Source organism: Amycolatopsis sp. NPDC114505 (assembly GCF_055633615.1).
On record NZ_JBVKDV010000004.1, the window covers coordinates 107,552 to 120,475 of the forward strand.

Consider the following 12,924-nt stretch of genomic DNA (forward strand, 5'->3'; position numbering starts at 1 on the left):
GGTCGTGAGTGGAAAACAGGGTTAGAACACTGTTTCCCACTCACGACCTCCCCGCGGCAGCGCTCCGCTGAGCGGGATCGTCTCCCCCGCCCGGGTTCTCCGAGGGGCGCCGCGACCGGCGAACTGCGACAGTCACCCACGGGTGTGACGTGCGTCCGGTGATCTTGCCCCGCGACTCCGCGAGGACTAGCTTTTTGAACTGACCGGTCAGTTCAAAAAGTTCCCGACGCTGGAGTAACCGTGCAGGTCCGCGCCGATCGGGTGTCCCTCGAAGGACACCACGGCCCCTTGTTACCGCCCACCTCGCTGACCGTCGGCGAGGGCGACCTGGCGATCGTGCACGGCGAGCCCGGCGTCGGCGTCACCGCGTTCGGCCTGGCACTGGCCGGGCGGCTGAAGCCGACCACCGGCACGGTGCACGCCGAAGGAACCGACGCCGGACTGCCCGAGCTCGTCGCGGTCGTCGACGCCCCCGGCGTCAGCGAGCCCGACGACGCCCTCCCCCTGCGCGTGGTCGCCGGCGAAGAGCTGGCGCTCGCCCACCGCCCGGTCGGCAAGGAAGACGTCGCCCGGTGGCTCGCCGCGCACGACGCCGCCCCGTTCGCGGGCACGCGGTTCGAGAACCTCGCCCCGGCCCTGCGCACGCGGCTGCTGACCGAGCTGGCCGCCGAGCGCAAGGGCGTGCGGCTGCTCGTCCTCGACACCCCCGACCGGCACACCTCCGACGTCGAAAGCTGGGCCGGCCTGGCACGCGAGCTGGCCGAACGCGGGCTCGCCGTCGTCGTGCTCGCCGCGACGACGCCGTTGTCCGCACTGCCCTTCACGCCCGCGCGCCTCGGCTCGGCCGAGCAGCCCGAGCCGCAGCACCACGCCCCCGAACCCGCCCCCACCGAAGAGCTCCCCGAGAGCACCGACGGAGTTTCCGAATGAACGCCTTCCGGATCGCGCGCAACGAGCTGCGCCGCCTCTCCACCGGCACGATGCCGAAGCTCGCGCTGGTCGCGCTCGTACTGGTGCCGCTGCTGTACGCGTCCTTCTACCTCTACGCGAACTACGACCCGTACGGCCGGCTCGACAAGCTGCCCGCCGCCGTCTTCACCAGCGACACCGGCGCGCAGGACTCGAGCGGCCAGCAGCGCAACGTCGGCCGCGAGGTGACCGACGAGCTGGTCAAGTCCGGCACCTTCCAGTGGCACGAGGTGTCCGAGCAGGAGGCGCGTGACGGCGTCCGCGACGACAAGTACTCCTTCGCCATCGGCATCCCCAGCGGGTTCTCCGCCGCGCTGCTCTCGGTCGGCAACTTCCAGCCGCAGCAGGCGACGATCACGCTGACCACCAACGACGCCAACAACTACCTGTCCGGCACCATCGCGAAGCAGGTGGCCGAGCAGGTGCGCAAGACGATCGCGGAGAAGGTCGGCAGCGAGGCCGCGGACCGGTTCCTGGTCGGCTTCTCCACGATCTACGCCAAGATCCAGGAAGCCTCGACGGGCGCGTCCCAGCTCGCCGACGGCGCTTCGCAGCTCAAGTCGGGGCAGCAGCAGCTGGCCGACGGCGCCGCGAAGCTCGCGGACGGTTCGTCGACGCTGGCGACCGGCCTGGGCACGCTCAAGAGCGGCACCGCTTCCCTGCCTTCGCAGACGCAGCAGCTCGCGAGCGGCGCTTCGCAGGTGGCCGCCGGGGACCAGAAGGTCGCCGACGCGGCTTCGATCGCCGCGACGGCGTCGTCCGACATCCAGGGCAAGCTCGACTCCTACCGGAGCCAGCTCCAGACCGACCTGCGCAACGCGGGTGTGCCGGACGCCCAGGTCCAGGAGATCCTGGCGCGCGCCGACCAGCTGCGCTCCCCCGTCGACCAGGCGAACAGCAAGATCCAGCAGGCCAACGGCGACCTCGCGAAGCTGGCCGACGGCGCCCGGCAGGTCTCCGACGGCGCGGCCAAGCTCGCCGCCGCGTCCCCGCAGCTGGCCAGTGGCATCGCACAGGCGTCCGACGGCGCGAACCAGCTGCGTGACGGCGCTTCGCAGCTCAACGACGGCGAGAAGACCGCCGTCACCGGCACCAACCAGCTGGCGGACGGCGCGGTGAAGCTGCGCGACGGGCTGGCCGCCGGGCTCCAGCAGATCCCGAACCCGGACGACCCGACCCGCAACGCGACCGCCAACACGATCGCGGACCCGGTGGCGGTGAACGCCAACGGCGAGGCGTCGGCGGGGACGTACGGCGCGGGCCTGGCGCCGTTCTTCATCTCGCTGGCCACCTGGATCGGCGCGTTCGTGCTGTTCCTGATCCTGCGGCCGCTCTCGACGCGGGCACTGACCGCGGGCGCGTCGCCGTTCCGGGTCGCCGTCGGCGGCTGGCTGTCCTCGGCGCTGCTCGGCGTCGCGCAGGTGGTCGTGCTGTTCGGCGCGGTGACGTGGCTGGTCGGCATCCACATCGCGCACCCACTGGGCGCGATAGGGTTCGCCGTGCTGGTTTCCCTGACCTTCACCTCGGTGGTGCACGCGCTCAACGCGTTCTTCGGCGCGGTCGGGAAGTTCCTCGGGCTGGTGCTGCTGGTGCTGCAGCTGGTCAGCGCGGGCGGGACGTTCCCGTGGCAGACCATCCCGGACGCGCTGTACCCGCTGCACGTGGTGCTGCCGATGGGCTACGCGATCGACGGGTTCCGCCACCTCTTCTACAGCGGGGCGACGGTGAACCTCTTGGGTGACATCGGAGTGCTCCTGGCCTACCTCGTGGGTGGGGTCCTGGTGTCCACACTGGCCGCGCGCAAGCGTCGCGTTTGGACGGTGTCCGCGCTCAAACCCGAGCTGAGCCTGTGAGCGGCGGGACGAAGCAGAAGCTCTTCGAGGCCACCCTGCGGCTCTCGAAGAGCCGGGGCCTGCTCGGCCTGACGGTCGACGACATCGCCGCCGAGGCGGGCGTCGCGAAGGGCACGGTCTACTACAACTTCGGCTCGAAGGACGGCCTGGTCGACGGCCTCCTGCGGTACGGAGTGGACATGCTCGCGCTTCGGCTGCGTGACGCGGTTTCGGAGGCGGATCCGCTCGACGTGATCGAGGCACAGGTCGACGTGACGCTGGAGTTCATCGCGGCGTACCCGGGGTTTTCGCAGATCCTGGTGAGCGAGCTGTGGCGGACGCCGGGCCAGTGGCACGACACGCTTTCGCTGCTGCGCGAGGAGATCATCTCGATCGTGAAGGGGCAGCTGTCCCGGTTGGAGTCGGCGGGGCGGCTGCCGGACGGGGTGGAGATCCCGACGGCGGCGGCGGGCTTGTTCGGCACGATGCTGGTGGTGGCGCTGGACTGGCAGGTGTTCGGGCCGCAGCGAACGCGAGCCGAGGTGCGGGAAGCGGTGATGGTGCTGATCCGTGGTTTGGGTCGCAAGTAGCCGAAGCTTGGGGCAGCCCGCCGGCACCGCGCCCAGATCCCTCCCACCACCCCGATCCGAAGCCAGAACACGGCCGGCGGTTCCGGGTCAAGGCACGCTTTCCCGCCTTGACGCGGTGCCGCCGGCCGTAGTCACAATCAGGCGTCGGGGTGGTCGGTGCACTCCAACGCCGACAGGGCCGCACCGACTTCACGGCGACGGGCACTCCCCAACACAGGCAGGCCGCCGGGCCGGTCAAGCGCAGTTATCGGCGCAAGCCCGCCGGGGCGCCCCCCGTTCTCTACTTTACCGGCCGCCACCGACAGTTCTGGCGGCCGAAAGGGGTCAGGCGCGGTCTTCGATGCGGGCCCGGACCGCCGCCGCGTACGTGTCCACCGCTGTGGCCGCCGCCGTCAGTTCGCAGGGGCCGTCGATCAGCAACCTCTTCGCCGGTACGTACGCCTGCTCCAGCTCCGGGTCGCTCGCCAAACCGTGCTCTCGCGTCAGCTCGTTGTCCGCTGCCAGGCGCGCGCGCAGTTCCTCGCGGCGGGCGACCAGGCCGTCCAGGACCGCTCGCTGGCGGCGGCCGTCCTCGACCGCCGGGGCTACCGCGTGCTCGTGGCCGCCGATGTGCTTCTCCACCCACTCCGCGTCGCCGTCGACCTCGGCCGAGCGCAGCTGCTTCAGCGCGCCGCGCAGGCGCTGGGCGCGGGCCGGCAGCATCGCGACGCCCGTGAACCGGGTTGCCACGCGCAGCTGGTACGCCTCGATCTCGGCGAGCTCCTCCACGGACTGGGTCAGCACGTCGAGCCGGCCCGCGAGGTCGTCCGGCGCCGGGCGGGCGCCGTTCGTGCTCGCGCGGACCGCCGCGACCCCGGGCGAAGACTCCTCCCGGAAGCCGAGCAGCAGGCGGATGCCGAGCTCGGCCGCGCGGCCGGCGAGCGGGGCCAGCACCTCGCCGACGAGCCGGTCGGGCTCGGCGGAGTCGTCGATCGCGTCGACGACGAGGGTGCGGCCCGCGACGCCGGTCGTGAGCCGGTCGGCGATCCGGTGGCGGACGGCGTCGGCGGTGCGGCCGGTGGCGTCGACGGCGAGGTCGACGCTGCCCGCCGGCGGCATCTCGCCCAGCGCCGGCGGCAGGCCGGGCACGCCGAGGGAGCGTTCGCGGTCGGCGAGGACGATCCCGAACCGCAGGGCCGCCGCGACGGGCGAGCCGGCCTCGCCGGTGTCGACGACCCAGACGGTGCCGGGCTCGGCCTTGGCGAACCAGTCGGCGACGCGCTGCACGAAGGAGACGTCGACGGCTTCGCCGACGGGGCGCGAAAAACTGGCGTCGACCGCCGGGCTGCCCGAGGTCCAGATGCTCAGCTGCGGCAGGTGCCCGAGCATGCTCTCGACCGGGATCATCCAGGTGCCGGTGTCCTTGCCGACGACCACGCCGACGAGGTGACCGGTCGCCTCGTCGAGCACCGCCGTGCCGCCGAAGCCGGGACCGAGCGGTTCGGCTTCGGACGTGCGGAACAGCCGGACCCACTCGCCGCCGGGACCGCCGGGGTGCTCGGGGCCGCCGAGCCGGGCGTGGGTCCAGCGGCCGACCGAACCCGGCGGGAACCCGAAGGCGCGCACGAGCTGGTGTTCGCCGAGCGGCATGCGGTGCAGCGGCGCGCGGAAGACGCGGGATTCGGGGCGTTCGAGGCGCAGCACGGCGAGGTCGCCGCGGCCGCCCCCGTCGGAGGGCACCCAGCAGCCTTCGACGACGGAAGCCGTGCCGGGCATCGCCTCGGCCAGGCCGACGAAGTCGACGCTCAACGAGGACCGCGGACCGCCGGCGGTCTCGACGACGTGCGCGCTCGTGAGGACGTGGTACTCGTCGAGAACCGTGCCCGCACCGCACACCCGGCCGAGTTCGTCGTGCAGCCGGACCCGCCAGCGTCGTCGCTCACGCTCGAACCCCATTCGGCGGACCCTACGCCGTGATCTCCGCGCCTCGGGCGCCGACCTCCCTACCCAGCGGTAACGGCTCACCCGAACGGAGTCAGCCCTTCGTAGCAATGCCAACGGTTTCTGCGTCCGAGTGAGCGGATGAGCACGCTCGGAGACCGTTCAGCGGGACAACGGCCCGCTGAGCGACTGCCCGAACGATCACCGAAGAGTGCCCCGGCGCGTCAAACGCGGCCGAACACCCAGCTGCCCGGTGCCGCCGGGTCGTCACCCGCCCAGAACTCGTACCAGTGGCCGGTGAACTCGTCGTGGGACAGGCGGCCGTCGCCGTCGGTGTCCAGGAGGGCGAACACCTCGTCCGTCGGCGTTTCGACGCCGTTCCACGCCTGGATCAGGCGCCGGTACTCGCCGGCGGAGATGGTGCCGTCGCCGTTTTCGTCCACCGCTTCGAACATCGCCGCGGCGGTTCCGGTGACGGCGCCCGGCATCTTCGGGAGTTCGTCGACGACGGTGAGGACCTCGTCGAGGGAGACCTTGCCGTCACGGTCGCGGTCGGAGGCGTCGCGCAGCGTGGCCCACCAGCCCATCATGATGGCGGCGAGCTTCTCCCCCTCGGGCGTGCCGCCGTCGGTGCCGCGGACGTCGAGCCACCTCGCCGTGAGCGCCCGGAAGTCGGACTCGGTCAGGTAGCCGTCGTCGTCGGCGTCCATCGCACCGAACACGCCGGAGATCTTGCGTCGCTGAAAGTCACTGGCCATGACCGACAGCTTCGCCGCGACCGGCGGCGTTCCACGACGTCCGCCCGAGTACACCCGCGCCACGACCCGGTGATCCGGGTCGCGACGCAGAGTGAACTCAGTGCGCGGCGTCGTTCCAGGACCGGCCGTAGCCGACCGAGACCTCCAGCGGCACGGCCAGATCGTAGGCCGACCCCATGCCGTGGCGCACCAGCTTCTCCAGCTCGTCCCGCTCGCCGTCGGCGACCTCGAGCACCAGTTCGTCGTGGACCTGCAGCAGGATCCGGCTCTTCAGCTTCGCCTCGACCAGCGCGCGGTGGACGTTGAGCATCGCGACCTTGATGATGTCGGCCGCGCTGCCCTGGATCGGGGCGTTCAGCGCCATCCGCTCGGCCATCTCGCGGCGCTGGCGGTTGTCGCTGTTGAGGTCCGGCAGGTAGCGGCGGCGGCCGAAGACCGTCTCGGTGTACCCGTTCTTCGCCGCGACGCCGACGACCGAGTGGAGGTAGTCGCGCACCCCGCCGAAGCGGTCGAAGTACGCCTCCATCTGGGACTTGGCGTCCTCGGTCGAAATCCGCAGCTGCTGCGAAAGCCCGTACGCCGACAGCCCGTACGCGAGGCCGTACGACATCGCCTTGACGCGGTAGCGCAGCTCCGGCGTGATCTCCTCCGGCGGCATCGAGAACGCGCGCGACGCGACGAACGTGTGCAGGTCCTCGCCGGAGTTGAACGCCTCGATGAGGCCCTCGTCCTGCGACAGGTGCGCCATGATCCGCATTTCGATCTGGCTGTAGTCCGCGGTCATCAGCTCGGTGAAGCCCTCGCCGACGACGAACGCGTCGCGGATGCGGCGGCCTTCCTCGGTGCGGACCGGGATGTTCTGCAGGTTCGGCTCGGTCGAGGACAGCCGCCCGGTGGCCGCGATGGTCTGCAGCAGCGTGGTGTGGATGCGGCCGTCGTCGGCGACGGACTTGATCAGGCCCTCGACGGTCGTGCGCAGCTTCGTCGCGTCCCGGTGCTCCAGCATATGCTGCAGGAAGGGGTGCTCGGTCTTCTCGAACAGGCCCTGCAGCGCCTCGGCGTCGGTGGTGTAGCCGGTCTTGGTGCGCTTGGTCTTCGGCATGCCGAGCTCGTCGAACAGCACGACCTGCAGCTGCTTCGGCGAGCCGAGGTTGATCTGCTTGCCGATCACCGCGTACGCCTCTTCGGCCGCCTGCGTGACGCGCGAGAGATAGTGCGCCTCCAGCGTGGTCAGCTGCTCGAGGTCGACGGCGACGCCGGCGATCTCCAGCTCGGTGATGACCTCCAGCAGCGGCAGCTCCAGCTCGGCGAGCAGCCGGGCGCCGCCGATCTCGTCGAGCTCCTTCTCGAGCGCGCCGGCCAGCTCGAAGATCGCGCGGGCCTTGACCAGCTCCTCGTCGATCTCCTTCTGCTCCAGGCCCTCCGCGCCGCCGTCTAGCAGGGACAGCTGGCCGTCGCCGCCGTCGGTCTCCGAGCGCAGCTCGCGGTGCAGGTACCGCAGCGCGAGGTCGTCGAGCTCGAACGTGCGCTGCCCGGGCCGCACGAGGTACGCGGCCAGCGCGGTGTCCATGGCGAGCCCGGCCAGCGTCCAGCCGCGGGAGCGGATCGCGTGCAGCGGCGCCTTGAGGTCGTGGCCGGTCTTGCGGATCTTCGGGTCGGCGAACCACGCGGCGAGCGCCGAGTCGTCGGCCTGGTCCATCGCCGTGACGTCGACGTACGCGCCTTCGCCGTCGGCCGACGCGAAGGCGACCGCGCGCAGGTCGGCCCGGACCGACGTGCCCACGGCGCGGAAGGACAGCGCCACCGGCTCGCCCTCGCCCGCGTGCGCGGCGAGCCACGCCGGAAGCGCGCCCGGCGCGAGCGCGGACCCCGAGACCTCGAAGCCCTCGTCTGCCTCCGGCTCGGCGCTCTGCAGCGTCGCGAACAGCCGGTCGCGCAGGACGCGGAACTCCAGCTCGTCGAACAGCGCGTGCACGGCCTCGCGGTCCCACGGGCGCAGCTCCAGCCCGGACGGGCCGACCTCCAGCTCGACGTCGCGGATCAGCTCGGTGAGCTGGCGGTTCAGCTGGACCGAGCTGAGGTGCGCGCGCAGCGCCTCGCCGGCCTTGCCCTTGACCTCGTCGACCCGGTCGATCAGGTCGTCGAGCGAGCCGAACTGCTTGATCCACTTGGCCGCGGTCTTCTCGCCGACGCCGGGGATGTTCGGCAGGTTGTCCGAAGGGTCGCCGCGCAGCGCGGCGAAGTCCGGGTACTGCCGCGGGGTGAGCCCGTACTTCTCCTCGACGGCGTCCGGCGTGAACCGCGTCATCTCCGAGACGCCGCGCTTCGGGTACAGCACGGTGACGTGGTCGGTGACCAGCTGCAGCGCGTCGCGGTCGCCGGTACAGATGAGGACGTCGAAGCCGTCCGCCGCGGCCTGCGTCGTGAGCGTGGCGATGATGTCGTCGGCTTCGAAGTTCTCCTTCGTCAGCGACGGGATGCCGAGCACGTCGAGGACTTCCCGGACCAGGTCGACCTGGCCGCGGAACTCATCCGGGGTCGCGCTGCGGTTCGCCTTGTAGTCCGCGAAGGTCTCCGAGCGGAAGGTCTTGCGCGAGAGGTCGAACGCCACCGCGAGGTGGGTCGGCGCTTCGTCTCGCAGGAGGTTGATGAGCATCGAGGTGAACCCGAAGACGGCGTTCGTGACCTGCCCGGTCTTGGTCTTGAAGTTTTCCGCGGGCAGGGCGAAGAACGCCCGGTAGGCCATCGAATGGCCGTCGATCAGCAGCAGCTTCGGCCGCTCGGCGACAGTGGTCGTTCCTGTGGCGTTGGCAACGGTCGTCTTCTCACTCGGGCTCACGGGGCCGAGTCTAGGCTGAGGGTCCGACACTCTTACGTGTCGCATAGGAACAGGAGCATTGCGTGACCGAAAGTGCCGCCCCCATCGACGTGGACCGGCTGTCGGGCATCGACCCGGCGGCTGCGGACCAGCAGCTGAACGACAAAGTCGGGATGAAGCTGCTCGAAGCGACGGCCGAACGCGTGGTCGGCACCATCCCGGTCGAGGGCAACCTCCAGCCGTACGGCCTGCTGCACGGCGGCGCCAACGCCGTGCTCGCCGAAGCGCTGGGCTCGACGGTCGCCGCGCTCAACGCGGGCCCCGGTCGCGCGGCGATGGGGCTGGAGCTGTCCTGCACGCACCACCGCGCGGTCCGCTCGGGCACCGTCACCGGCGTCGCGACGCCGCTGCACGTCGGGCGCGGCACCATCACCGCGGAGATCGTGCTGACCGACGACGAGGGCCGGCGCACCTGCACCGCGCGGCTCACCTGCGTCGTCCGGGACCGCCCGCCGGGCGCCTGAGCCGGTGGACCTCGACCTGGCCCAGGTCCGGGCGTTCGTCGTCACCGCGGAACAGCGCCACTTCGGGCGCGCGGCCCAGTCGCTGTTCCTCACCCAGCAGGCGCTGTCGAAGCGGATCCGGAAGCTCGAGGAGGCGCTGGCGACGCCGTTGTTCCTGCGCACCAACCGGTCGGTCGAGCTGACCGCCGACGGCGAGCGCTTCCTCCCCCACGCCCGCGAGCTGGTGCGGGTGGCCGACGCGGCGGTGGCCGCCATGGGCGCCGACGACCGGCCGCTGCGCCTCGACGTCGTCGACTTCCGGCTCTCCCCCATGTTCCTGCTGCGCCGGCTCGCCGCGCGGGAGCCGGCGCTGCGGATCGACCGGGTCGCCGGCGGCGGGTTCGCCCACACCGTCGAGCCGCTGCTGACCGGGGAGCTCGACGTCGCCATCGGCCGCGTCACCGGCTTCGGCCGGCCGCTGCCCGACGAGCTGGAGCACCGCCCGATCCGGCTCGAACCGCTGGTCGCGCTGCTCGCCCCGGAGCACCCCCTGGCCCAGCAGGCCGTGCTGCGGCTCGACGAGCTGCGCGCCGAGGGCATCTGGCTACCCGGGTCCGGCGGAGCCGCCGAATGGCTGTCCTACCTGCAGGCGATGTGCACCCGGTTCGACGTGCCGATCGACGACTCCGGCGTCAGCTACGACCTGCGGCACACGCTCGAGCAGACGCGGTACGGCAAGCGGCGCGTCACGCTCGCCGGCGCCGACATGGAGCTCGCGCCCGACCTCGACCTCAAGGTGCTGCCGTTCGAGCCGTCGCCGCTGTTCCCGTGGTCGCTGGTCTGGCGGCGCGGGAAGCCGCACCCGGCGCTGCGGCGGCTCCTGGCCCTGGCCGGGCGCACCAGCCGTGAAGAGGACTGGTGCGCCTACGACCCGGAGCGCGCCTGGCTGCCGGAGGACGACCTCAAGCTCGCAGCCGCCGCGCGAACCACTCGCTGAACGCCGCGTCGACGCGCTTGGCCTCCGGCGTCCCCGGCGCGAACTCGTGCGCCATGTCGTCGACCGTGACCAGCTCGGTCCCCAGCTTGTCGCGCAGCGCCGCCGCGGGCTCGCGCACGGCGATGTCGTCGTCCGCCCCGGCGACCAGCAGCAGGGGCGCGGTCAGCTCCCCGGCCCGGCGCACGAAGTCGTAGTGCCCGGCGACCTCGCGGGACCGCGGGGTCCAGGGATAGGTGACGTCGAAGAGCCGCTCGTTGCGGCCGATCACCGGCGTGAGCTGCGCGACCGGGCTGACCACCGCGGCGGCCTCGACGGCGACGTCCCCGCGGGCGAGCACCTCCAGGGCCACCAGCGAGCCCGCCGAGCCGCCGAAGACGCCGAGCGGGCCGTCCGCGCCGGGGAGCCGGTCCCGCAGCTCGGCCAGTGCCGCCGGGAACTCCGCCACCGCCTGCTCGGTGACCGGCCCGAAGACGTTGAGCACCGCGTCCTCGCTCGCCAGCCGGAACAGCTCCGCCGGCCCGCCCGCCGGCAGCCGGGCCCCGGTCAGCGGCAGGCCGAAGTACACCCGCCACGCCTGCAGCCCGGCCATCGGCACCGCCTCGGCGAAGGCCTGCTCGCTCGCGGGCACCTCCATCAGGTGCCAGCCGGCCACCAGCGCCGCCGGTGCGTCCGGGTCCGCCGGGGCCAGCGCCACGAACGGCACGCCCGCCGCGACACCCTCGACCACTTCCCGCATCCTTCTCTCCCTGTCTCTCGGCTGCCTCCAGCGAACAGCCGGGGAGGGGTGCGGGTCCAACAGCCGTTCCGGCGGCCACGACAACCGGTGGTTGTCACAGCCGGGTGCCCCTTCGGGCAGACCTGGTTTCCCGGTGAGCGGGGGGCTGGTCCGTTCGGCCGCCCGAACCGGACGTAAGGTGCATCCCTACGGCGGTGCCCGCTCCGCGGAACCCCCGCCAGGGTGAACACCGGATCGCCGGGAAACCGGCCACGCACCGCCCGCCGAAATGGGCCATGACATACCGTGGAAACACGGCTGTCACCCATTCGCAGAACGTGCCCCGATACTTAGCATCGCTGCGTGACCAGCGGCAGGCCGTAACGAAACGTCGTTCGCCTTTTCGTGCAATTCGTGTCGGTTGCGATCGTCACGATGTGGACACAGAGTAGTGAGGCCGCCTGTGCACATGATGGGCGAGAGGGATATCTTCCTGCCCTAACCTAGCCCCTGTGTCGGGGGCAACGCCTACCGGCGGCTGGTTGGTCATGGGAGGTAGTCGGTGTCAGGAGTGCGTTTTGGACGGGTTCTCGCCCTCGCAGCGGCGACGTCGCTCGCGCTGGCGGGCTGCGCCGGCGGCGGGTCGTCGAGCAACAGTGGTGACGGCAGCACGCTGAAGATCGGGTTCATGGGCGACCTGACCGGGGAGAACTCCGGGATCGTGATTCCCCCGAACAACGGTGCCAAGCTCGCCATCGACGAGTACAACGCCACGAACCCCAGCGTGAAGCTCGAGCTGAAGAACTACGACAGCCAGGGCAAGCCGGAGCAGGCCACCTCGCTGGTGCAGACCGCGATCGGGACGGACAAGATCACGGCCCTGATCGGCCCCGCGTTCTCGGGTGAGTCGAAGGCCGTGGGCGGCGTCCTCGAGCAGGGCAAGGTCCCGAGCGTGTCGCCGTCGGCGACCAACCCGGGCCTGGCCGCGAACGGCTGGAAGTACTGGCACCGCGTCGTCGCGAACGACAACGACCAGGGCCCCGCGATCGCGAACTTCCTCATCACGGCGAAGTCGCCGAAGAACGCGTACGTCCTCTCGGACGACCAGGAGTACAGCGTCGGCCTCGCGGACGCGTTCGAGAAGACCTTCAAGGACAAGGGCATCACGACCGAGCGCGACAAGTTCGCCAAGGACGCGTCGGACTACTCGTCGACCGTGCAGAAGGTCAAGGCCGCCAACCCGGACGTCATCACCTTCGGTGGCTACTACGCCCAGGGCGGCCGGCTGCTCAAGCAGCTCCGTGACGGCGGCGTGAAGGCCATCTTCGCCACCGGTGACGGTTCGCTCGACCCGCAGCTGGTCTCGGGTGCGGGTGCCGCGGCGGCCGACGGTGCCGTCATCGGCTGCCCGTGCAACATCCCGGACGCCGGCGCGACGAACGAGTTCGCCACCAAGTACAAGGCCAAGTTCAACGTCGACCCGGCGATCTACGCCACCGAGGGCTACGACGCGGCGACCGCCATCATCAACGCGGTCAAGGCGGGCAACACCACCGGTGAGAAGATCAACGACTTCCTGAAGACGGAAGACTTCAAGGGCGCGTCGAAGCAGGTCAAGTTCAAGGAGAACGGCGAGCCGCAGACGAACGCGATCTACGTCTACCAGGTCGTCGGCGGGGTCATCAAGAACCTCGGCGACTCGACCACCGCCAAGATCACCGGCTGACGGAGCAGTAGAAACACCTAACGGGAGCGGGGGCGCTGTGCTCGGACACAGCACCCCCGCTCCCCGCCAATGTGGCGACCATCCTCGCCCCGTCAG

At 71.2% G+C, this 12,924-nt stretch carries 10 protein-coding genes; 6 read left to right on the forward strand and 4 right to left on the reverse strand.

Annotated elements, in window-relative coordinates; all coding sequences use genetic code 11:
• Positions 1–240 precede the first annotated feature (240 nt).
• Genes ACZ7OU_RS38695 through ACZ7OU_RS38705 form a run of 3 tightly spaced genes read left to right on the forward strand, consistent with a single transcriptional unit; the run spans position 241 to position 3,391 of the window.
• Positions 241–930: a P-loop NTPase family protein gene (locus ACZ7OU_RS38695; protein ID WP_470259115.1), complete on the forward strand. Its 690-nt coding sequence runs from the start codon at positions 241–243 to the stop codon at positions 928–930.
• Positions 927–2,822, forward strand: coding sequence for a YhgE/Pip family protein (locus tag ACZ7OU_RS38700; RefSeq protein ID WP_470259116.1), 1,896 nt, complete (start codon positions 927–929; stop codon positions 2,820–2,822). The genes ACZ7OU_RS38695 and ACZ7OU_RS38700 overlap by 4 nt, the downstream gene beginning before the upstream one ends.
• Positions 2,819–3,391: a TetR/AcrR family transcriptional regulator gene (locus ACZ7OU_RS38705; RefSeq protein ID WP_470259117.1), complete on the forward strand. Its 573-nt coding sequence runs from the start codon at positions 2,819–2,821 to the stop codon at positions 3,389–3,391. Before ACZ7OU_RS38700 ends, ACZ7OU_RS38705 begins: the two co-directional genes overlap by 4 nt.
• Before the next feature lie 324 nt (positions 3,392–3,715).
• Here the strand turns inward: ACZ7OU_RS38705 and ACZ7OU_RS38710 are convergent, their stop codons facing one another.
• The 3 genes from ACZ7OU_RS38710 to polA form a co-directional block, all read right to left on the reverse strand.
• Complete coding sequence (locus ACZ7OU_RS38710; RefSeq protein ID WP_470259118.1) at positions 3,716–5,326, reverse strand: S1 family peptidase; 1,611 nt, start codon at positions 5,324–5,326, stop codon at positions 3,716–3,718.
• Between the two features lie 209 nt (positions 5,327–5,535).
• Positions 5,536–6,069, reverse strand: a complete 534-nt coding sequence (locus tag ACZ7OU_RS38715) for an EF-hand domain-containing protein (protein ID WP_470259119.1) — start codon at positions 6,067–6,069, stop codon at positions 5,536–5,538.
• Positions 6,070–6,166: 97 nt separating this feature from the next.
• Complete coding sequence (gene polA, locus ACZ7OU_RS38720; protein WP_470259120.1) at positions 6,167–8,908, reverse strand: DNA polymerase I; 2,742 nt, start codon at positions 8,906–8,908, stop codon at positions 6,167–6,169.
• Positions 8,909–8,970: 62 nt separating this feature from the next.
• Between polA and ACZ7OU_RS38725 the strand changes: the two genes are divergently transcribed.
• A complete protein-coding gene (locus ACZ7OU_RS38725; RefSeq protein WP_020646636.1) occupies positions 8,971–9,411 on the forward strand; it encodes a PaaI family thioesterase in 441 nt (146 codons plus the stop codon).
• Positions 9,412–9,415: 4 nt separating this feature from the next.
• Positions 9,416–10,387: a LysR family transcriptional regulator gene (locus tag ACZ7OU_RS38730; protein WP_470259121.1), complete on the forward strand. Its 972-nt coding sequence runs from the start codon at positions 9,416–9,418 to the stop codon at positions 10,385–10,387.
• Here the strand turns inward: ACZ7OU_RS38730 and ACZ7OU_RS38735 are convergent.
• Entirely contained in the window at positions 10,353–11,123 is a 771-nt protein-coding gene (locus ACZ7OU_RS38735) for an alpha/beta hydrolase family protein (protein WP_470259122.1), read from the reverse strand. The genes ACZ7OU_RS38730 and ACZ7OU_RS38735 overlap by 35 nt on opposite strands.
• Positions 11,124–11,673: 550 nt before the next feature.
• Here ACZ7OU_RS38735 and ACZ7OU_RS38740 point away from each other — a divergent pair.
• Positions 11,674–12,828, forward strand: coding sequence for a branched-chain amino acid ABC transporter substrate-binding protein (locus ACZ7OU_RS38740; protein ID WP_470246375.1), 1,155 nt, complete (start codon positions 11,674–11,676; stop codon positions 12,826–12,828).
• Positions 12,829–12,924 lie beyond the last annotated feature (96 nt).

Excerpts from the sequence above, each read along its gene's own strand:
- ACZ7OU_RS38710 (WP_470259118.1), bottom strand. The coding sequence starts at position 5,326 with ATGGGGTTCGAGCGTGAGCGACGACGCTGGCGGGTCCGGCTGCACGAC.
- ACZ7OU_RS38715 (WP_470259119.1), bottom strand. The coding sequence starts at position 6,069 with ATGGCCAGTGACTTTCAGCGACGCAAGATCTCCGGCGTGTTCGGTGCG.
- ACZ7OU_RS38700 (WP_470259116.1), top strand. The coding sequence starts at position 927 with ATGAACGCCTTCCGGATCGCGCGCAACGAGCTGCGCCGCCTCTCCACC.
- ACZ7OU_RS38735 (WP_470259122.1), bottom strand. The coding sequence starts at position 11,123 with ATGCGGGAAGTGGTCGAGGGTGTCGCGGCGGGCGTGCCGTTCGTGGCG.